Origin of the sequence: Blautia caccae (assembly GCF_040095955.1) — a bacterium.
GTDB lineage: Bacteria > Bacillota > Clostridia > Lachnospirales > Lachnospiraceae > Blautia > Blautia celeris.
In genome coordinates this window covers 16,776-35,854 of record NZ_JBBMFP010000004.1, presented here as the reverse complement: position 1 = coordinate 35,854, position 19,079 = coordinate 16,776, and the positions used below count along the sequence as shown (strand labels likewise).

The following is a 19,079-nucleotide window of genomic DNA, read 5'->3' as shown; positions in this document are numbered from 1 at the left end:
TTATTGTTTGAATGAAACATAAAAAAGCAATATATATAATATTATGAGCAAGAAGGCGATAGACTTATGACGAAATTTTGCGTATGCTATAGATAGTGAAACGAGAGTTCCCGGAGCGCGCGGCAGTGTTCTTACGGGGAGGAAAAAGTTGAAATTTTTTACCGGATGAAAGGAGATTCTTATGAGTGAAAAAGCAGAAATGAAGGGGCGTGTTACGATTCCCACAGATGTGGATGTGGTTCCGGAGACACTGGAGCTTGTAAAGCGGTGGGGCGCAGATGCCATCCGTGACTGTGACGGAACAGATTATCCGGCCCAGCTTCGGGATGTGGATGCAAAGGTTTACTCGACTTATTACACCACCAGGAAAGACAACACATGGGCAAAAGCCAACCCGGATGAGATTCAGCAGATGTACATTATGACACCTTTCTACAACGCGGCGGGAAATGAGCTCAGCATCCATCTGATGAATCATCTGTATCCGGATATGCTGAAAGTCAATTCCAGAGATGATATCACCCGCTGGTGGGAAGTGATTGACCGTACCACCGGTGAAGTGGTTCCCCCTGCACAGTGGGAGTACAGTGAGGAGACAGGGGACGTGACCATCCATGAGACGATCGCATTCCATGATTACACTGTGAGTTTTCTTGCCTATATCATGTGGGACCCGGTACATATGTATAACGCGGTGACCAATGACTGGAAGGACGTGGAAAAGCAGATCACCTTTGACGTACGTCAGCCGAAAACCCATAAATTCTCCATGGAGAGGCTGCGCAGATATATTGAGGACAATCCTCACATTGATGTGATCCGCTACACCACCTTTTTCCATCAGTTCACCCTGATCTTTGATGAGCTGGCAAGGGAAAAATATGTGGACTGGTACGGTTATTCCGCGTCTGTAAGCCCATATATCCTGGAGCAGTTTGAGGCTGAGGCAGGCTATAAGTTCCGCCCGGAATACATCATTGACCAGGGCTATATGAACAATACATACCGCATTCCGTCAAAAGAATTCCGGGATTTCCAGAGATTCCAGAGGCGTGAGGTTGCCAAGCTTGCAAAAGAAATGGTGGATATCACACACGAGTGCGGCAAGGAAGCTATGATGTTTTTGGGCGACCACTGGATCGGTACCGAACCGTTTATGGAGGAGTTCAAATCCATCGGCCTGGATGCGGTAGTGGGAAGTGTGGGAAATGGTTCTACTCTGCGACTGATCAGCGATATTGAGGGCGTAAACTATACAGAGGGACGTTTTCTTCCCTACTTCTTCCCGGATACCTTCCACGAGGGCGGTGACCCGGTGAAGGAGGCAAAGGTAAACTGGGTGACAGCCAGAAGAGCTATCCTTAGAAAGCCCATCGACCGGATCGGTTACGGCGGATACCTGAAGCTGGCTATGCAGTTCCCGGATTTCATCGACTATGTGGAGAGCGTCTGCCAGGAGTTCAGGACCCTGTACAACAACATAAAAGGAACCACACCTTACTGTGTAAAACGTGTGGCTGTACTGAACAGCTGGGGCAAAATGCGCGCCTGGGGCAACCATATGGTACACCATGCGATCTATTACAAACAGAATTATTCCTATGCAGGCATCATCGAGGCATTGAGCGGTGCCCCCTTTGATGTGAAATTTATCAGCTTTGATGATATCAGAGAGAATCCGGATATCCTGAAAGATATTGATGTTATTCTCAATGTGGGAGGCGCCTACACGGCATATTCCGGCGGGGAGAACTGGGCTGATGAGAAGATCCTGACAGCCGTGAAACGCTTTGTATACGAAGGCGGCGGATTCATCGGCGTGGGTGAACCTACAGCCTGCCAGCGGGAGGGACGTTACTTCCAGCTCTCCGGTGTCATGGGAGTGGAGAAAGAAAACGGATTCACCCTCAATGTGGACAAATACAACTGGGAAGAGCATGAGCACTTTATCACAGAGGACTGCAGAGGGGAAGTGGACTTCGGTGAGGGACAGAAGAGCATCTTCGCACTCCCGGAAACCACCATCATCAGGCAGGTGGATAAGGAAGTACAGCTTGCGGCCAATGATTTCGGAGAGGGCAGAAGTGTGTATATCAGCGGACTGCCTTACAGCTTTGAGAACAGCAGGCTTCTCTACAGGGCGATCCTCTGGTCATCCCACGATGAGGAGAATCTGCACAGATGGTTCTCTGAGAACTACAATGTGGAAGTACACGCCTATGTAAAGAACGGAAAATACTGTGTAGTCAACAATACCTATGAACCGCAGGATACTGTGGTATATAAAGGGGACGGAAGCAGCTTTGCGCTGCATCTGGATGCCAATGAGATCATCTGGTACGAGATCTGATGAAAAGATAATGCGAAAAAGCGGCTGGGCTGTCAGTGAAGATGCTGACAGCACAGCCGCTTTTTACAGCAAGAAGTTCAAAGGATTTATATCACCTTTTACACGTATCAGATATAAAATGTGATATAATGATATAATATCAGATTAAAAACGATATTGCAAGATGTTACGGGAAATTATCGGAATTACTTTGCAGCCGTCTCGGCATAATCCGTGATGACCAGATCCGAATAGGCGACTCTTGCTTTTAATTCCCCGGCGCTGTCCAGAATGTCCTGCAGAAGGTCAAAGCTATCCTTTTCAAAGATCAGGTTATCCTTCCAGGTATCCTGGTCCTTGTAACGTTTTACAATGGTGGTGATGGTATCCAGGTCATTTTCCTTGAACTGGGGTTTGATGATCTTGGCGATTTCTTCCGCGGTGTGGGTATTCACATAGTCCATACCTTTTTGCAGGGCATTGACGAATCCCTGTACGATCTCCGGGTTCTTCTCCATAAAGCTTTTTTTGGCACTGTAAGCCGTATAGGGGACATAACCGGAATCCACGCCGCAGGAGGCTACCACATGACCGGCTCCTTCTTTTTCCAGGGCAGTGGCACTTGGTTCAAATTCCACAGTGAAGTCACCCTGTCCTCCGGAAAAAGCGGCAGCAGTGGAGCCGAAATCAATACTCTGGTCAATGTTCATATCCTTCTGTGGGTCAAGACCGTTCTGTTTCAGGATATATTCAAATACCATTTCCGGCATGCCGCCGGCGCGCCCGCCCAGAATATCCTTACCCTTTAAATCACTCCACTTGAAATCCGGCATCTCTTTTCTGGCTACCAGGAAATTTCCGGCACGCTGTGTAAGCTGCGCAAAGTTGACGACTGCGTCATTGGCACCTTCCTGGTAGGCATACACGGATGCCTCCGCGCCCATAAAGCCGATGTCTGCGTCACCGGAGAGGACAGCAGTCATGGTTTTGTCAGCGCCGAAACCTGTCACGCACTCTAACCGGATACCTTCCTTTGTAAAGTATCCCTCCTCAATGGCCACATACTGCGGCGCATAGAAGATGGAATGGGCAACTTCATTCAGTTTCACATCCACCAGTTCTTTTTCCGTACCGGAATCTTTGGAATCTTTCCCACTCTTTGCTGACTTCTGGCAGCCTGTAAGACACATGGAAGCGCAGAGTGTGACTGCGAGTAAAACGGATAAAATCTTTTTCATAGTTCCCTCCTGTTATTTGGTGCAATAAAATATTCCCAAAGGCCGCAGGGTGCTCCGGGACATATAATAAGGTATGAAAAAGGCTTGCCAGAAGTTCCGGGACCGGTGTTAAAAAACAGGCTTGTTCCCAAAGCAGAAAAATTTTATAATGGAGTTACAAAGAGAAAACGGGAGGAACCCTATATGAGCAACCAGCGATATTCCATGGAGCCGCCTCCTCTGTCACTGCCTGTTCAGCTTTTGTATGTGACCTGCGCCAGGTCTGACAAGGACTGGCACAGTATGGAGCATTCCCATTATTTTGCAGAGCTTTTCTTCATCACAAAGGGGGAGGGGAGCTTTATCATAGACAATAAGAGAGTACCTGTGCGGGAAAATGATCTGGTTTTAGTAAACCCGGGTGTCTCCCACACGGAACTGGGAAATAAAAAAAGCCCCTGGGAATACATTGCCCTGGGCATAGAGGGGCTGCAGTTCCATTCCGGGGAGGAGAGCGGACCCTATGACTACAGTGTCCATTACCTGGGACAGCGCCACAGGCAGATTTCAGACTGCCTGGCGCAGATGGTTGCGGAGGCGCGTCTGGAAGAACCGGACAGCGGGGTGATCTGCCAGAAGCTTCTGGAGCTGCTCCTTCTGTATATTACCAGGCATACCCGCCAGAACCTTCTGGCAGCGCCGCCCAAGAAAGCCACCAGAGAATGCCGTTTTGTGGAGCAGTATATCAATGAACACTACTTTGAGGAGATCACCCTGGAATCCCTGAGCCTTCTGGCCCATATCAATAAATACTATCTGGTCCATGCGTTTAAGGCCTATAAGGGAATCTCTCCCATCAGCTATCTGACACAGAAACGGCTGTCAGAGGCCATGCATCTTCTGGAGACCACCAACTATCCGGTCACGAAAATATCGGGTATGGTCGGATACTCCTCCCAGTCTTACTTTTCCCAGGCATTCCGGAGAATGACTTCCATGTCGCCGAATCAGTACAGAAAGAGAAATGAAAAAAAGATGCTGGAAAGCAAACAGGAAACCGGCCGGCAGAATTAAAAAAGCCGTGGGCTGCAGCGTATCTTACTGCAGCCCACGGCTTTTCTGCGTCTTATTTTTGCAGACGTTTTGTCAATGTCCACAAGAGCTGGAGATCATCACGGTCCAGTTCCTGCATATCCTGGTACAGATTCTTGAATTGTTCAGGACAGACAATGCTCTCGTCAAAAAATTCTTTTGGTGTAACATTCAGATAGTCACAGATATAGAAAAATACCGTCATGGAGGGAAGTCCTTTTTTATTTTCCAATCCGTTGATGTATCCCGGGTTCTGTCCAATGGAAAGACTCATGTCTCTTGTAGAGACCTTCTTCGCTGACCGAAGCTGCGTAAGACGGTTATAAAACAATTCTTCGTAGCTGTTTTCTTCAAAAGTATTCTCGCTGTACATATTTTTCACCACCTAATATATAATATTGTACATGATACTATGCCCAAAAATGTCGTTTTTAATGCGTAATCTGTCTTGAAATATCGTATTGTATCTGATATCATAAAAAGAAATATTAGATTCATTAAGATATTATTAAATTTACAGGGAGCGGGAGTGAAGATGACAAGAAATGAAAGAATACATGGACTGGGATACTGCAGGTCGTGCCTGAATGAGACATACGGACTGAAGCTGAAGCGGGAGGATGTGCTGGTATATGATTTTATGGGACAGTGTATGAAATGCGGAAAAACCCGCCATATTGTGCATAGAGTTAAGAAATATAAGACCTGGAAACTCATAGGTTCCCGTAAACTGGGAAAAGAGTGCTGAACAGCAAAAAAAGAGGGGACCGCACGCATGACAGCATCATGCGTGTGGTCCCCTTTTTCGGATCAGGGCCAGGGCTTAGAGCCTGGGAGTTTTTATTTCCCTGTTTTTCAGATATTCTTTTACGCCCTCCACATCACTGTAGGCAAAGTGGCGCAGTTCCTTTTCTGTCATCTGTCCCAGCTCTTCTAAGTCCGAGCTGCCGGTGACCGGACAGATGGGAAGAAGTTCCTCGGCGGTCAGGCCGAATTCCTCCATCTGCTGTGGAGATATGTACTGTGTCACTTCTATTTTATTGCAGGATTTGCAGTGGTACACAGAAAATACTTCATTGCTCATATCTTTTTCTCCTTTGTCAGAATAACAATATCATAATACAAGACAGGGAAAAAGTACAGGGGAGTTTTTACGGTACGGGAAAGTTCTCTGTGCCGTACCTTTTATTTTATCATAAAGAAGACGGAGACAGCCGTAAAGACAGCCAGTAAAAGATAGAGGACAGCATAAAGGATGCGGCACAGGGAATCCGATAGCTTCGTTTTTCTGAGGGCATAGGCCAGCAGATAGGTGGTCAGGACGCTGAGAATAAATACCGTGATATCAGCCCACAGGTAATTCTTTTTTGTGAACAGCGTATACCCGTAAAAGAGCGCGGGCATGGCGGCCAGCCCGGCATACAGACCTGCCAGGTTTTTGCAGAACAGGTCAGGACAGCGGTAGGAGAGCAGGCGCCGTTCTGTAAGCATAAAGAGAAGTGCAGGGAAGAACAGCAGTTTGAGATGTTCCCACACACTCTCGTTTACCGGGCTGAACAGTCCGACCAGGAAAAAATCACCGGACCATCCGTAAAAAAAGTGGGACAGGGAACCAAGGATCATGGTGAACAGGATACCGATCACGGTAAAGACTTTAAAAGATTGCTGCATAGGGAGACCTCCGGGGATTAACATGCATTATGTTTAAAATTATGCTGGGAATTGAAAAAATATATGTATGACACTTGAAAAAATAGAGGCAACGGAGGATAATGGGGAGGAAAAGTAAATACAAGGTAATGGTTCCGGCTGAGCTGTTACGAAACGAGGAGGATTACAGATGAAACTTGGATTTATCGGATGCGGCAATATGGCTTCTGCTATTATCGGCGGCATTTTGGAAAAAAAGATCGTAGACAGGGAAGATATCACAGCGTCCACAAAGTCAGAGGAATCTGCTGCAAAGATAAAAGAAAAACTGGGCATCGCCTGCAGTACGGACAACAGGGAGACAGCGAAGCATTCCGACATGGTGTTCCTGGCAGTAAAGCCGCAGTTTCTGGAGGGCGTGATCGCGGAGATAAAAGATGTGCTTGGCAGTGACCAGGTGATCATCTCCATCGCTGCCGGCAAGACCATGAGCTGGCTGGAGGAACGCATAGGCGGGGACAGGAAGATCATCCGCACCATGCCAAATACACCGGCTCTGGTAGGCGAAGGAATCACAGGTGTCTGCAGGAATGCACTGGTGGAAGAAAAAGAGCTGGAGGAGGCCCTGGTGCTGCTCCGCTCCTTCGGAAGGGCAGAGGTAGTGACAGAACCCATGCTGGATGTGGTGGGAGCTGTCAGCGGAAGTTCCCCGGCCTTTGTTTTCATGTTCATTGAGGCCATGGCTGACGGCGCTGTTGCTGAGGGCATGCCGAGGAAAAAAGCTTATGAATTTGCGGCACAGGCAGTTCTGGGCAGTGCAAAAATGGTCCTTGAGACAGGGATGCATCCGGGCGAGCTCAAGGATATGGTGTGCTCACCGGCAGGTACCACTATTGAAGGGGTGGGCATTCTGGAGCAAAAGGGCATGCGCAGTGCTGTGATGGACTGCATCCGCGCCTGTGTAAAGAAGACCAGAGAACTGTAGAAACGGGCAATGTCTTGACGGGAATTAGCAATATTTCTCATTGCAATAAATGCGAACTGCTGGTAGAATATAAGAAAAGGCAAAAAGCACCTGTGTGCTGCTTGGCCGAGACAGAAGGGGTTGCTTATGGACCATATTTTTGAAATCAGTGTATGGCTGCTGGACAGTGGCAATGCGTTTCTGCGTTTTTTGGGAAAACTGCTTTACAAGATTCCCAGGGCATATACTAAGAGTCTGGAGAAAACAAGAAAAGGGGAAGAGGCACTGGAGGAAGAGATTGAGAAACGCCGGGAAGATACCTGGCACAGAATCATGAAGAGCCTCGGTGAGGAGTGAATCAAAAGCGGACAGGCCGGCATCACTGCGGCCTGTCCGTTCCTGTTGAGAGGGTGCTGTTATGGTATTGTGATGAGTATGTGACATCTTCCCCAAACCAGTCCGGTGGTGTGAAGGAATTGGCTGACTCCACGTCCGGGAATTCCACCTCTGCCAGAAAAAGACCCTCATAAGGCGCCTGAAAGACATCCAGCTCAATGGTGAGTTCTCCCTCAAGGGGCAGCAGATATCTGATCTTGGACAGAACGATGCCGTCCGCCTTTTCCTTCAGATGATAATAGGACGTCTCATTCAGCGGCAGGTTATACTCTTCCCGCACCATATGGCCCTCTCCCTTATAGGTGAGGATATAGGTGTCGTCCTGTCTGCGTATGCGGACAACCGGGTTGGTGTTCAGATACGCCTGCTCGATCACATGACAGGGATAGTTCTTCAAATCAGCGGGCAGCTCTTTAATAAGAAATTTTCTTTCGATTTCCATTTCTGTAAGGACCTCCTTTTTCTATATAAACAGGTATATCATATTTTTTATAAAAAAGAAACGGAAGTTTTAGAATTAACATGTAATCCTATGGTATAATAAACGGGTAGGCAGGATTTTATACGTGTTTTGAATTTATAATAGGGAGGTACTCATATGGCAAAAGTTTGTGTATTTACCGCAGATGGTTTTGAGGAAGTGGAAGGTCTGACTGTGGTGGACCTTTTAAGGAGAGCCGGCGAGGAAGTGCTCATGGTATCCATCTCCGACAATCTGAGTGTGACCGGTTCCCATGGAATTGAGATAAAAGCAGATGTTTTTTTTGAGGATGTGGACTACAGCACAGTGGACCTGCTGGTGCTGCCCGGAGGCATGCCGGGAACCAAACATCTGGGAGCGCATCAGGGGCTTGCGGATCTGCTGAAAGAATTTGCCGCATCAGACCGGAAAGTGGCGGCAATCTGCGCAGCACCCAGTGTCCTGGGCGGTCTCGGGATTTTAAGGGAGAAGAAGGCGGCCTGCTATCCGGGATTTGAGGAGAAGCTGGAAGGCGCGCTGGTCTTTACCGATTCGGTGGTAAAAGACGGAAATATCACCACCAGCAGAGGCCTGGGAACAGCTATCCCCTTTGCGCTGGAGCTGATTTCACAGCTTGAGGGAGAAGTGAAGGCCCGCCAGATCAAAAAATCCATTGTTTCATAAAAAAATGCTGGTATTTTTAAATTCCTTGTGCTATACTGTGATAATGACTGTAAGTATGATAAAGTGTCCGTTTTGGGCAGGAATGCATGAATACTCAAAATGCATGAATACATATAGAATTCAAGGAGGAATCATTTAAAATGAGCGTACAGGTAGAAAACTTAGAGAAGAACATGGCGAAGCTTACTATTGAGGCTTCCGCTGAAGATTTTGAAAAAGCAGTACAGGCTGCTTACCAGAAAAACAAAAATAAAATCACTATCCCGGGATTCCGTAAAGGAAAAGCTCCGCGTGTAATGATTGAAAAAATGTATGGAGCAGGTATCTTCTATGAAGATGCAGCAAATGCCCTGATCCAGTCTGAGTACCCTAAAGCAGCAGATGAGTGCGGTCTGGAGATCGTTTCCCAGCCGGAGATCGATGTGGTACAGATCGAAAAAGGCAAACCGTTTATCTTCACAGCAGAAGTAGCTGTAAAACCGGAAGTGACTCTGGGTGATTACAAAGGAGTAGAGGTTGAGGTTACAAAAGCGGAAGTGACAGAAGAAGAGATCGCAGGCGAGCTGAAGAAAGAGCAGGAGAACAACTCCAGAACCATCGACGTGGACGACAGAGCAGTGGAAAACGGCGATATGATTACGCTTGACTTCGAGGGATTCGTAGACGGAGAGGCATTTGAAGGCGGAAAAGGCACAGATTATCCTCTGACCATTGGTTCCAACTCCTTCATCCCCGGATTTGAAGAGCAGCTGGTAGGCGCTGTGATCGGCGAGGAAAAAGATGTCAATGTGACATTCCCGGAAGATTATCACGCAAATGACCTGGCCGGAAAAGCAGCAGTATTCAAATGCAATGTAAAAGCCATCAAAGTGAAAGAACTTCCTGAACTGGATGACGAATTTGCAAAAGATGTCTCTGAGTTTGATACTCTGGAAGAATACAAGAAAGACATTGCGCAGAAGCTGAAAGAGCGCAAAGAAGACGTTGCAAAACGTGAAAAAGAAGATAAAGTAGTTGACGCGATCATTGAAAACGCACAGATGGATATTCCGGAAGCAATGATCCAGAACCAGATCCGCCAGTTAGTGGATGACTTCGTAAGAAGACTGCAGTCCCAGGGCTTATCCATTGACCAGTATTATCAGTTCACAGGTCTTGACAATGCCAAGATCCAGGAGCAGATGAGACCACAGGCCCTGAAGAGAATCCAGAGCCGTCTGGTACTGGAGAAGGTTGCAGAGGTTGAGAACATCCAGGTTACTGATGAAAAAGTAGATGAAGAAATCGCAAAAATGGCTGAAATGTACAAGATGGAAGCCGACAAATTAAAAGAATTAATGGGCGACTACGAGAAAGAGCAGATGAAGAAAGACATCGCTGTTCAGGAAGCTGTTACCTTAGTAGTTGACGCTGCAAAAGTGACAGAGGTAGTGGAGAAGACAGAGGAATAACGAACAGAAAGTTCGTTTCTTACGCCCGCGTGACAGAATAGGAGGAGTTTCATGAGTTTAGTACCATACGTCATCGAACAGAACAGCAGAGGAGAGAGGAGTTATGACATCTACTCCAGGCTGTTAAAAGATAGAATCATATTTCTGGGAGAAGAAGTGAATGACACAACAGCAAGTCTGACTGTGGCACAGCTTCTGTTCCTGGAATCAGAGGACCCGGGAAAGGACATTCATCTGTATATCAACAGTCCGGGCGGTTCTGTGACAGCAGGATGGGCTATCTATGATACCATGCATTACATTAAATGTGATGTGTCCACAATCTGCATTGGTATGGCTGCGAGCATGGGTGCATTCCTGCTGGCAGGCGGTACAAAAGGAAAGAGATTCGCGCTTCCAAACGCGGAGATCATGATTCACCAGCCGTCCGGCGGCGCGAAGGGACAGGCTACGGAAATTCAGATTGTTGCCGACATGATTTTGAAGACCAAGAAGAAACTGAATGAGACTCTGGCCGCCAACACAGGTCAGCCTTTTGAAGTCATTGCCAGAGATACGGAAAGAGATTATTATATGTCCGCAGAAGAGGCAAAGGCTTATGGTCTGATTGACAGTGTGATCGAGCACAGGTAAGAACGAATGATAAGACTCCTGCGGTGTTAGCTGCGGGGGTCTTTCGGCATTAATACGGAAATCAAGAAAGGAATAGAAGAATGGCGATAAAAGGAAACGAGCCAAAAATCCGCTGCTCTTTCTGCGGAAAGACAGAAGAACAGGTACGGAAACTGATTGCAGGACCCAGCGGAACTTATATCTGTGATGAATGCGTGGAAATCTGTGCGGAGATCATAGATGAGGACAGTACAGGGTACACGGAAGATGGCGGCGGGGAGATCAATCTGATGAAACCACAGGAGATCAAGACATTTTTGGATGATTATGTGATCGGGCAGGATGAGGCGAAAAAGGTGCTGTCTGTAGCCGTTTACAATCACTATAAGCGCGTTATGGCGGGAAAAGATTCCGACATTGAACTTCAGAAGAGTAATATCCTTATGCTGGGACCCACCGGTTCCGGTAAGACACTGCTGGCACAGACACTTGCCAGACTTTTGAATGTACCTTTTGCCATTGCAGACGCCACAACCCTCACGGAGGCCGGATATGTAGGCGAGGATGTGGAGAATATTCTGCTGAAGATCATTCAGGCAGCTGATTATGATATTGACCGTGCGCAGTACGGCATTATCTACATTGATGAGATCGACAAGATAACAAGAAAGTCGGAGAATGCGTCCATCACAAGAGATGTATCCGGTGAGGGTGTCCAGCAGGCGCTTCTTAAGATCCTGGAGGGCACAGTTGCCAGCGTTCCGCCTCAGGGAGGAAGAAAGCATCCGCACCAGGAATTTCTGCAGATCGATACCACCAATATTCTCTTTATCTGCGGCGGTGCGTTTGAGGGACTCAATAAGATCATTGAAAACAGAAAAGATACAAAAGCCATCGGTTTCAATGCTGTTGTGACAGATAAAAAAGACAGAAATGTGGGAGAGATCCTGAAAGAGGTAATGCCTCAGGACCTGGTAAAATTCGGCATGATACCCGAATTTGTGGGCCGTGTTCCTGTAGTGGTATCCCTGGATGCCCTGGATGAGGAGGCACTGGTGAAGATCCTGAAGGAGCCAAGAAACTCTCTCATCAGACAGTACAAGAGACTTTTTGAGCTTGACGGCGTGGATCTGGACTTTGACGATGATGCCCTGGTGGCCATTGCCAAGAAGTCCATGGACAGAAAGACAGGAGCCAGGGGACTGCGCGCCATTATGGAAAATACCATGATGGACCTTATGTATACAGCGCCCTCTGATGAGACCATACGCTCCTGCAAGATAACAAAAGATTTGGTAGAAGGTAAGGGCCAGGCCTTAATTGAACATGGGGAAATGCAGCCGCCCACAAGGAGAAACAAGGGCGGACGCAAGAGGGGGACACCAGAAACTGCATAATTATGCATAACGATTAAGGAGGCGCGGGAATGAGTGACATAATCTATAATCTGCCAGCCATCGCCCTTAGAGGTACAACGATCCTTCCTGACATGATCGTCCACTTTGACGTGAGCAGGGAAAAATCCATCCAGGCCATTGAGAAGGCCATGATGCAGGACCAGAGGGTGCTTCTGATCACTCAGAAAGACCCTGCAGTGGAGGACCCGGGACAGGAGGATCTATATAAAATAGGAACCGTTGCGGAGATCAAGCAGCTTGTAAAGCTGCCGAAGAATATTGTTCGTGTCCTGGTAGAGGGAATGGAGCGGGCAGAGCTGATCCGTTTTACGGAAAGTGAATACTATCTGAACGCCGAGGCAGCCACATTCGATGAGGAGGAGCTGAGGCAGGTGGATGAGAGCGTGGAGGAAGCCATGCTCCGGGGGATTAAGGAGATTTTTGTAAAATACTGCAGTGTAAATCCCAAGATGAGCAAAGAACTGGCAGGACAGATCCTGGAGCTTGACGATGTGAGCAAAGTCATTGACCAGATATCCATCCATCTCCCCATGAAGTATGAGGACAGGCAGAGTGTTCTGGAAGCGGTATCCCTGGAGGCGCGCTATGAGGAGCTGGGCATTATTCTCACCAATGAGATAGAAGTCCTGGAAATCAGCGCGGAGCTGCAGAGCAAAGTAAAAGAACGGGTGGATAAAAACCAGAGGGAATACATCTTAAGGGAACAGCTCAAACTGATACGGGAAGAGCTGGGGGAAGATGATACCCGCTCCGAGGCGGACCAGTTCCGCGAGGATGTAAAAAAACTGAAGGCTTCCCGGGAAGTAAAAGAGAAGATATTAAAAGAGGTGGAGCGTTTTAAAAACACTGCCGGCAGCCAGGCAGAGTCCAGTGTAATGCGCAGTTATATCGAGACGCTTCTCTCCCTGCCCTGGGACAAGCTGACCAGGGACAATAAAAACCTGAAGGAGGCCAACAAGGTTCTGGAAACAGATCACTACGGCCTGCACAAGGTGAAAGAGCGCATCATGGAATTTCTGGCGGTGCGCACACTCACTAAAAAAGGCGAGAGCCCCATTCTCTGTCTGGTCGGCCCTCCCGGAACAGGAAAGACATCCATTGCCAAATCCGTGGCACGGGCGCTTCACAAGGAGTATGTCCGCATCTGCCTGGGCGGTGTCCGGGATGAAGCGGAGATCCGCGGCCACAGAAGAACTTATATCGGCGCCATGCCGGGCAGAATTGCCAATGGACTGATACAGGCAGGTGTCAAGAATCCCCTGATGCTTTTGGATGAGATTGACAAAGTGAGCAGTGACTATAAAGGTGACACCTCCTCCGCACTTCTGGAAGTGCTGGATTCTGAGCAGAACAACAAGTTCAGGGACCACTATGTGGAGATTCCTCTGGATCTGTCTGAGGTACTGTTCATTGCCACGGCCAACGACCTGCAGACTATACCAAGGCCCCTTCTGGACCGTATGGAGATCATTGAGGTGAGCAGCTATACGGAAAATGAAAAATGGCACATCGGCAGGGAACATCTGGTTCCCAAGCAGATGAAGATCCATGGACTGAAAGAGGGACAGCTCATCCTGGATGATGAGGCTCTGCGGGAAATGATCACCGGCTACACAAAGGAAGCCGGAGTCAGGGAGCTGGAGCGGAAGATCGGTGAGATCTGCCGGAAGACGGCGCGAAAGATCCTGGAGGATAAGCAGGAATCCGTGACGGTGAATCCGGAGAATCTGGAGGAGTTCTTAGGCAGGGCGAAATACACCTACCAGAAAAAGAACAGCTTTGATGAGATCGGAATCGTTCGCGGGCTGGCCTGGACCAGTGTGGGAGGTGATACCCTGCAGATCGAGGTAAACCTCATGCCCGGAAAAGGCGAGTTCATGCTGACAGGGCAGCTCGGAGATGTGATGAAAGAGTCGGCCCAGACCGGTGTAAGCTACATCCGTTCCATTGCTGATAAGTATAATATAAAACCTGAATTTTTCCAGGAACACGATTTACATATCCACATTCCTGAAGGTGCTGTTCCGAAGGACGGCCCCTCTGCGGGAATTACCATGGCTACAGCCATGCTCTCCGCGGTGACGGGAACTCCGGTGAAGGCCAATCTTGCCATGACCGGTGAGATTACCCTCCGGGGCAGGGTCCTGCCCATCGGCGGCCTGAAGGAAAAACTTCTGGCAGCCAAGAGCGCAGGCATTGAGACCGTACTGGTCCCGGCGGAGAACAGACCGGATATTGAAGAAATGGAACAAGAGATCACAGACGGCCTTTTAATCCTATTCGTCAGCACAATGGAAGAGGTGCTGGCGCAGGCTTTTGTCTGAAACCATATTCGGAGGATGAAAGATGGTAATTAAGAATGTATCACTGGATATTGTCTGCGGTGTCACCAGCACGCTTCCAAAAACGGAGCTGCCGCACATCGCATTTGCGGGGAAATCCAACGTGGGGAAATCATCCCTGATCAATGCGCTTATGAACAGGAAATCCCTGGCAAGGACCAGCGCATCCCCCGGAAAGACACAGACTATAAATTTTTATAATGTGAACGATGCGCTGTACCTGGTGGACCTGCCGGGTTACGGATATGCAAAGGTGGCCCAGGCAGTAAAGGAACAATGGGGAAAGCTGATCGAGAGATATCTGCAGAATACCAAAGAGTTACGAGCAGTGTTTCTTCTCATTGATATCCGCCATGACCCATCTGCAAATGATAAAACCATGTATGACTGGATTGTGCACAACGGATATGAGCCGATTATCATAGCAACAAAAGTGGACAAATTAAAGAGAAGCCAGGTGCCCAAGCATGTGAAAGCCCTGAAAGAAGGGCTTGTGCTGCGTCCGGGTACTGCCGTGATCCCTTTTTCTGCCGAGACAAAACAGGGCAGGGAGGAGATCTGGGAGCTGGCGGAAAGTTTGCTGTTTGAGCCGGCGTAGAACCGTGTAGAGATACGAGGGAGTGTCGCTTTGACAGCGGCACTCCCTGTTTTTCGTTACAGCGCTTTGCCGCAGAGATTCTGAATACAGGGTAAAGTTCCGTTAAAAGGGAGATAGTATGTTAAAAGGAATTATTTTCGATATGGACGGCGTGCTTATAAACAGTGAGCCGGTCCACTACAGAGTCTGGAAACAGACGCTTGCAGCGCGGGGGATTGAACTGGATTACGAAATTTACAAACCATGTATCGGTTCCACCAATGGTTTTTTAATGGATATACTGCACGACAACTACGAGATTTCCAGGGATGACGAGGAACTGGTAAAGACCATGAAACAGATAAAGGAACAGGTCATAAAAGAGGAAGGATTCCCCATGATCGAGGGGGTACCCCAGCTTCTGAAACGCTTAAAAGACGGTGGATACTGCCTGGCGATCGCGTCCTCCTCTCCCCTTTCCTACATCCGGCAGGTGGTGACAACCCTGGGAATCGACAGCTATTTTGACATTCTGGTGAGCGGGGAGCAGGTGAAGAACCCAAAACCGGCGCCGGATGTATTTCTGGAGACGGCAAAGCAGATGGGGCTGGATCCGGAGGAGTGTCTCATACTGGAGGATTCCGCCAACGGATGCAGGGCTGCAAAGGCAGCGGGCATCGTCTGTATTGCCTACTTCAATCCTGATTCCGGAAAACAGGATCTCAGTTCTGCAGATATGGTCATAGAGGGATATGAAGAGATTGACACAGCTTTTTTGGAGAAAGTGTACTGTCATGGCAGACATCTTCCCGCAGTGGTCTGTGAGACAGAAAGACTGCGCATCCGGGAAATGTCTGAGCGGGATATCCCCAAAATGATGGAGATCACAAGCCAGGGCACACCCGACACTGCGGAGGGCGTGGAAAAAAGCCTGGAGGAGGAACTGGAGGCATTTCCTTCATACCGCAAGTACATGTACGAAATGTGTGATATGGGATACTGGGTTCTGGAGGAGAAGGAGAGCGGCACCATCGTGGGCCGCGCCGGTGTAGAGCCGAAGATCTGGAACCACAACAGCTCTGTGGTAGAGCTGGGATATCTGATCGATGAAAAACACAGAAGAAAAGGTTTTGCCTATGAAGCCTGCCGCGGCATCCTGGAGGAGGCAAAGAAAAGAGGGGCTGTGTATCTGTACTGCAGAATACGCAGTGCCAATCTGGCTTCCAAAAAGCTGGCGCGCAAGCTGGGCTTTTCCAAGATTGATTACCGTCTGGAGGATGACTGCGAGGATATGGAGGTTTACAGATATACCTGCAGTGACTAGCTGCGGGCAGGAGTAACGATTCAGTTGACTGGATAGTTACAATCAGGTACAATGGAAAGGATATAAAATGGGAATTGTAAAAGCCATTAAACTGGTGCATGACTATTATAAATACGATGAAAGCGGCCATGTGGAGGGCACGTACAGAGCCCTTGACAATGTGGAGCTGGATATCGAGGCAGGACAGTTTATTGCTGTCCTGGGACACAACGGCTCCGGAAAATCCACGCTGGCGAAGCATATCAATGCCCTTTTGTTTCCTACGGAGGGTGCGCTGTGGCTGGACGGCATGAACACCACGGAGGAGGAGGATATCTGGAAGATCCGCCAGAAGGCAGGAATGGTCTTCCAAAATCCCGACAATCAGATCATCGGTACCGTGGTGGAGGAGGACGTGGGCTTCGGCCCTGAGAATATGGGAATCCCCACGGATGATATCTGGCAGAGAGTGAATGAAAGTCTGGAGGCAGTGGGTATGACTGCCTACCGCCACCATTCACCAAATAAGCTGTCAGGCGGACAGAAGCAGAGGGTTGCCATAGCAGGTGTCATGGCCATGCATCCCAAATGCATTATTCTGGACGAACCCACAGCCATGCTGGACCCAAACGGCAGAAAAGAAGTGCTCCGGGCAGTAAAGGAGCTCAATGAAAAGGAAGGCATCACAGTGGTTCTGATCACGCATTATATGGAGGAAGTGGTGAACGCGGACAAGGTGTTCGTCATGGACCAGGGAAAAGTAGTGATGCAGGGAACACCCAGAGAGGTCTTTTCCAGGGTGGAGGAGCTGAAATCCTACCGCCTGGATGTGCCCCAGGTCACACTTCTGGCCTATGAGCTGAAGCAGGCAGGGGTGAAGATACCTGCGGGAATTCTGACGACAGAGGAATTGGTGAACGCATTATGTCAATAAAATTAGAGCATATCACATACACATACAGTCCGGGAACAGTCTATGAGATGCACGCCTTAAAGGATGTGGATATGGAGATTCCGGACGGCCAGTTCATGGGCATCATAGGACACACGGGAAGCGGAAAATCCACACTGATACAGCATTTCAACGGCCTTATGAAACCCACATCAGGCAAAGTCCTCTACAACGGCCAGGATATATGGGCGGAAAAATATGACAGGCAGAAACTGAGAAGCAAAGTGGGACTGGTGTTCCAGTATCCGGAGCATCAGCTCTTTGAGGCGGAGGTTCTTGAGGATGTCTGCTTCGGGCCGAAGAATCTGGGTCTTTCCAAAGAGGAAGCCGAGGAGAGAGCTGTCAGGGCGCTGACCCAGGCAGGGCTTTCCGAAAAGTTTTATAAAAGCTCCCCCTTTGAGCTGTCGGGAGGGCAGAAGCGGCGGGCAGCCATTGCGGGTGTGCTGGCCATGGAGCCGGAGGTGCTGATCCTGGATGAACCCACGGCAGGCCTGGACCCCCAGGGGCGGGATGAGATACTGGACCAGATCGCATCCCTGCACAGTCTGCGGGGAATCACTGTGATCCTGGTATCCCACAGTATGGAGGACATTGCCAAATACGTGGAGCGCATGATCGTAATGAATAAAGGGGAAAAGGCATTTGACGGTGTGCCGAGAGAAGTCTTTTCCCACTATAAGGAGCTGGAGGCCATGGGGCTTGCGGCGCCTCAGATCACTTACATCATGCACGCTTTGGGGGAACGCGGGCTGCATGTGGATACCTCAGCCACCACGGTGGAGGAGGCAAAGGCAAGTATATTACAGGCACTGGAGAGATTGGACAAATGATAAGAGATATAACCATCGGACAATATTACCCTGCGGATTCCATTCTCCACAGGCTGGACCCCCGCGTGAAGTTTGTGGGAACCATCATGTTTCTGGTGTCACTTTTTGTGGCAAATTCCTTCTGGGGATATCTGCTGGCAACGGTTTTTCTGGCAGCAGTCATCATCATGTCAAAGGTCCCCGTTAAGTTTATGCTGAAAGGGCTGAAACCGCTGTTCTTTATTCTGCTGATCACTGTTGCCTTCAATCTGTTTTTAATACCGGGCAAGGTGCTGTGGCAGTTCTGGATCTTCAAGATCACACAGGAGGGTATCCTGCAGGCTGTGAAGATCGGTATCCGGCTGATCTATCTGGTTATCGGTTCCTCAGTCATGACACTGACCACTACGCCGAACCAGCTCACAGACGGTCTGGAGAGACTTATGAGGCCGCTGAATAAGATCAGGGTGCCGGTACATGATATCGCCATGATGATGTCCATTGCCCTCAGATTCATTCCCATCCTTATGGAGGAGACAGATAAGATCATGAAGGCACAGATCGCCAGAGGCGCTGATTTTGAGAACGGGAATCTGATCCAGAAGGCTAAGAACCTGCTGCCGCTTCTGGTTCCCCTTTTCATCTCCGCGTTCAGAAGGGCAGATGATCTTGCTATGGCCATGGAGGCACGCTGTTATCACGGCGGTGAGAACAGGACATCTATGAAGCCTCTCAAATACCACAGCAGGGACACCTCAGCTTACCTGTGCATCTTTTTGTACCTGGCCGCGGACATCGCGATCCGCGTGCTGATCTAGGAGGC

20 protein-coding genes are annotated in these 19,079 nt (G+C 48.8%); 15 read left to right on the top strand and 5 right to left on the bottom strand.

Annotated elements, in window-relative coordinates:
* Positions 1-181: 181 nt before the first annotated feature.
* Positions 182-2,350, top strand: a complete 2,169-nt coding sequence (gene gnpA / locus WMO65_RS05345) for a 1,3-beta-galactosyl-N-acetylhexosamine phosphorylase (protein WP_033140943.1) — start codon at positions 182-184, stop codon at positions 2,348-2,350.
* Positions 2,351-2,535: 185 nt separating this feature from the next.
* Here gnpA and WMO65_RS05340 read toward each other — a convergent pair whose 3' ends face one another.
* On the bottom strand, positions 2,536-3,567 hold the full coding sequence (locus tag WMO65_RS05340; RefSeq protein ID WP_349063791.1) for an ABC transporter substrate-binding protein: 1,032 nt from the start codon (positions 3,565-3,567) through the stop codon (positions 2,536-2,538).
* Between the two features lie 183 nt (positions 3,568-3,750).
* Between WMO65_RS05340 and WMO65_RS05335 the strand changes: the two genes are divergently transcribed.
* Positions 3,751-4,620 (top strand): helix-turn-helix domain-containing protein, encoded by an 870-nt coding sequence (locus tag WMO65_RS05335; protein WP_033140984.1) that lies wholly within the window; start codon positions 3,751-3,753, stop codon positions 4,618-4,620.
* 52 nt (positions 4,621-4,672) lie between these two features.
* Here the strand turns inward: WMO65_RS05335 and WMO65_RS05330 are convergent, their stop codons facing one another.
* On the bottom strand, positions 4,673-5,011 hold the full coding sequence (locus WMO65_RS05330) for a helix-turn-helix domain-containing protein (protein ID WP_349063789.1): 339 nt from the start codon (positions 5,009-5,011) through the stop codon (positions 4,673-4,675).
* A gap of 162 nt (positions 5,012-5,173) precedes the next feature.
* Here WMO65_RS05330 and WMO65_RS05325 point away from each other — a divergent pair, with 162 nt between their 5' ends.
* On the top strand, positions 5,174-5,386 hold the full coding sequence (locus tag WMO65_RS05325) for a hypothetical protein (protein ID WP_033140946.1): 213 nt from the start codon (positions 5,174-5,176) through the stop codon (positions 5,384-5,386).
* Between the two features lie 75 nt (positions 5,387-5,461).
* Here the strand turns inward: WMO65_RS05325 and WMO65_RS05320 are convergent, their stop codons facing one another.
* The gene (locus WMO65_RS05320; RefSeq protein WP_033140947.1) at positions 5,462-5,722 is read right to left on the bottom strand and encodes a hypothetical protein; all 261 of its coding nucleotides are present in this window, start codon (positions 5,720-5,722) and stop codon (positions 5,462-5,464) included.
* A gap of 101 nt (positions 5,723-5,823) precedes the next feature.
* Positions 5,824-6,309, bottom strand: a complete 486-nt coding sequence (locus WMO65_RS05315) for a DUF6512 family protein (RefSeq protein ID WP_033140948.1) — start codon at positions 6,307-6,309, stop codon at positions 5,824-5,826.
* A gap of 169 nt (positions 6,310-6,478) precedes the next feature.
* Here WMO65_RS05315 and proC point away from each other — a divergent pair, with 169 nt between their 5' ends.
* Positions 6,479-7,273: a pyrroline-5-carboxylate reductase gene (gene proC, locus WMO65_RS05310; protein ID WP_148393957.1), complete on the top strand. Its 795-nt coding sequence runs from the start codon at positions 6,479-6,481 to the stop codon at positions 7,271-7,273.
* 126 nt (positions 7,274-7,399) lie between these two features.
* Complete coding sequence (locus WMO65_RS05305) at positions 7,400-7,609, top strand: hypothetical protein (RefSeq protein ID WP_033140950.1); 210 nt, start codon at positions 7,400-7,402, stop codon at positions 7,607-7,609.
* 22 nt (positions 7,610-7,631) lie between these two features.
* Here the strand turns inward: WMO65_RS05305 and WMO65_RS05300 are convergent, their stop codons facing one another.
* Positions 7,632-8,090 carry a CYTH domain-containing protein gene (locus WMO65_RS05300; protein WP_148393958.1) on the bottom strand — a complete coding sequence of 153 codons (459 nt, stop codon included), beginning with the start codon at positions 8,088-8,090 and terminating at the stop codon, positions 7,632-7,634.
* A 156-nt stretch (positions 8,091-8,246) separates the two neighbouring features.
* On the opposite strand from WMO65_RS05300, the gene WMO65_RS05295 reads away from it, so the two are divergent.
* The 10 genes from WMO65_RS05295 to WMO65_RS05250 all read left to right on the top strand — a co-directional run bounded on the left by WMO65_RS05295 (position 8,247) and on the right by WMO65_RS05250 (position 19,074).
* A complete protein-coding gene (locus tag WMO65_RS05295; RefSeq protein WP_148393730.1) occupies positions 8,247-8,792 on the top strand; it encodes a DJ-1 family glyoxalase III in 546 nt (181 codons plus the stop codon).
* A gap of 140 nt (positions 8,793-8,932) precedes the next feature.
* On the top strand, positions 8,933-10,243 hold the full coding sequence (gene tig / locus WMO65_RS05290; RefSeq protein WP_148393731.1) for a trigger factor: 1,311 nt from the start codon (positions 8,933-8,935) through the stop codon (positions 10,241-10,243).
* A 51-nt stretch (positions 10,244-10,294) separates the two neighbouring features.
* Positions 10,295-10,876, top strand: a complete 582-nt coding sequence (gene clpP / locus WMO65_RS05285) for an ATP-dependent Clp endopeptidase proteolytic subunit ClpP (RefSeq protein ID WP_033140954.1) — start codon at positions 10,295-10,297, stop codon at positions 10,874-10,876.
* A gap of 80 nt (positions 10,877-10,956) precedes the next feature.
* Complete coding sequence (gene clpX, locus WMO65_RS05280; RefSeq protein ID WP_148393732.1) at positions 10,957-12,252, top strand: ATP-dependent Clp protease ATP-binding subunit ClpX; 1,296 nt, start codon at positions 10,957-10,959, stop codon at positions 12,250-12,252.
* 29 nt (positions 12,253-12,281) lie between these two features.
* Positions 12,282-14,597: an endopeptidase La gene (gene lon / locus WMO65_RS05275; RefSeq protein WP_033140956.1), complete on the top strand. Its 2,316-nt coding sequence runs from the start codon at positions 12,282-12,284 to the stop codon at positions 14,595-14,597.
* 22 nt (positions 14,598-14,619) lie between these two features.
* Positions 14,620-15,213, top strand: coding sequence for a ribosome biogenesis GTP-binding protein YihA/YsxC (yihA, locus tag WMO65_RS05270; protein WP_148393733.1), 594 nt, complete (start codon positions 14,620-14,622; stop codon positions 15,211-15,213).
* Positions 15,214-15,331: 118 nt separating this feature from the next.
* Positions 15,332-16,516, top strand: coding sequence for a GNAT family N-acetyltransferase (locus tag WMO65_RS05265; RefSeq protein ID WP_148393734.1), 1,185 nt, complete (start codon positions 15,332-15,334; stop codon positions 16,514-16,516).
* A 67-nt stretch (positions 16,517-16,583) separates the two neighbouring features.
* Positions 16,584-17,429 (top strand): energy-coupling factor transporter ATPase, encoded by an 846-nt coding sequence (locus tag WMO65_RS05260; protein WP_033140959.1) that lies wholly within the window; start codon positions 16,584-16,586, stop codon positions 17,427-17,429.
* Positions 17,420-18,277, top strand: a complete 858-nt coding sequence (locus WMO65_RS05255; RefSeq protein WP_054352918.1) for an energy-coupling factor transporter ATPase — start codon at positions 17,420-17,422, stop codon at positions 18,275-18,277. The genes WMO65_RS05260 and WMO65_RS05255 overlap by 10 nt, the downstream gene beginning before the upstream one ends.
* Positions 18,274-19,074 carry an energy-coupling factor transporter transmembrane component T family protein gene (locus tag WMO65_RS05250; RefSeq protein WP_103731917.1) on the top strand — a complete coding sequence of 267 codons (801 nt, stop codon included), beginning with the start codon at positions 18,274-18,276 and terminating at the stop codon, positions 19,072-19,074. The genes WMO65_RS05255 and WMO65_RS05250 overlap by 4 nt, the downstream gene beginning before the upstream one ends.
* The last annotated feature ends 5 nt before the right edge of the window (positions 19,075-19,079 follow it).

Excerpts from the sequence above, each read along its gene's own strand:
- gnpA (WP_033140943.1), top strand. The coding sequence starts at position 182 with ATGAGTGAAAAAGCAGAAATGAAGGGGCGTGTTACGATTCCCACAGAT.
- WMO65_RS05340 (WP_349063791.1), bottom strand. The coding sequence starts at position 3,567 with ATGAAAAAGATTTTATCCGTTTTACTCGCAGTCACACTCTGCGCTTCC.
- WMO65_RS05335 (WP_033140984.1), top strand. The coding sequence starts at position 3,751 with ATGAGCAACCAGCGATATTCCATGGAGCCGCCTCCTCTGTCACTGCCT.
- WMO65_RS05330 (WP_349063789.1), bottom strand. The coding sequence starts at position 5,011 with ATGTACAGCGAGAATACTTTTGAAGAAAACAGCTACGAAGAATTGTTT.
- WMO65_RS05325 (WP_033140946.1), top strand. The coding sequence starts at position 5,174 with ATGACAAGAAATGAAAGAATACATGGACTGGGATACTGCAGGTCGTGC.
- WMO65_RS05320 (WP_033140947.1), bottom strand. The coding sequence starts at position 5,722 with ATGAGCAATGAAGTATTTTCTGTGTACCACTGCAAATCCTGCAATAAA.
- WMO65_RS05315 (WP_033140948.1), bottom strand. The coding sequence starts at position 6,309 with ATGCAGCAATCTTTTAAAGTCTTTACCGTGATCGGTATCCTGTTCACC.
- proC (WP_148393957.1), top strand. The coding sequence starts at position 6,479 with ATGAAACTTGGATTTATCGGATGCGGCAATATGGCTTCTGCTATTATC.
- WMO65_RS05305 (WP_033140950.1), top strand. The coding sequence starts at position 7,400 with ATGGACCATATTTTTGAAATCAGTGTATGGCTGCTGGACAGTGGCAAT.
- WMO65_RS05300 (WP_148393958.1), bottom strand. The coding sequence starts at position 8,090 with ATGGAAATCGAAAGAAAATTTCTTATTAAAGAGCTGCCCGCTGATTTG.
- WMO65_RS05295 (WP_148393730.1), top strand. The coding sequence starts at position 8,247 with ATGGCAAAAGTTTGTGTATTTACCGCAGATGGTTTTGAGGAAGTGGAA.
- tig (WP_148393731.1), top strand. The coding sequence starts at position 8,933 with ATGAGCGTACAGGTAGAAAACTTAGAGAAGAACATGGCGAAGCTTACT.
- clpP (WP_033140954.1), top strand. The coding sequence starts at position 10,295 with ATGAGTTTAGTACCATACGTCATCGAACAGAACAGCAGAGGAGAGAGG.
- clpX (WP_148393732.1), top strand. The coding sequence starts at position 10,957 with ATGGCGATAAAAGGAAACGAGCCAAAAATCCGCTGCTCTTTCTGCGGA.
- lon (WP_033140956.1), top strand. The coding sequence starts at position 12,282 with ATGAGTGACATAATCTATAATCTGCCAGCCATCGCCCTTAGAGGTACA.
- yihA (WP_148393733.1), top strand. The coding sequence starts at position 14,620 with ATGGTAATTAAGAATGTATCACTGGATATTGTCTGCGGTGTCACCAGC.
- WMO65_RS05265 (WP_148393734.1), top strand. The coding sequence starts at position 15,332 with ATGTTAAAAGGAATTATTTTCGATATGGACGGCGTGCTTATAAACAGT.
- WMO65_RS05260 (WP_033140959.1), top strand. The coding sequence starts at position 16,584 with ATGGGAATTGTAAAAGCCATTAAACTGGTGCATGACTATTATAAATAC.
- WMO65_RS05255 (WP_054352918.1), top strand. The coding sequence starts at position 17,420 with ATGTCAATAAAATTAGAGCATATCACATACACATACAGTCCGGGAACA.
- WMO65_RS05250 (WP_103731917.1), top strand. The coding sequence starts at position 18,274 with ATGATAAGAGATATAACCATCGGACAATATTACCCTGCGGATTCCATT.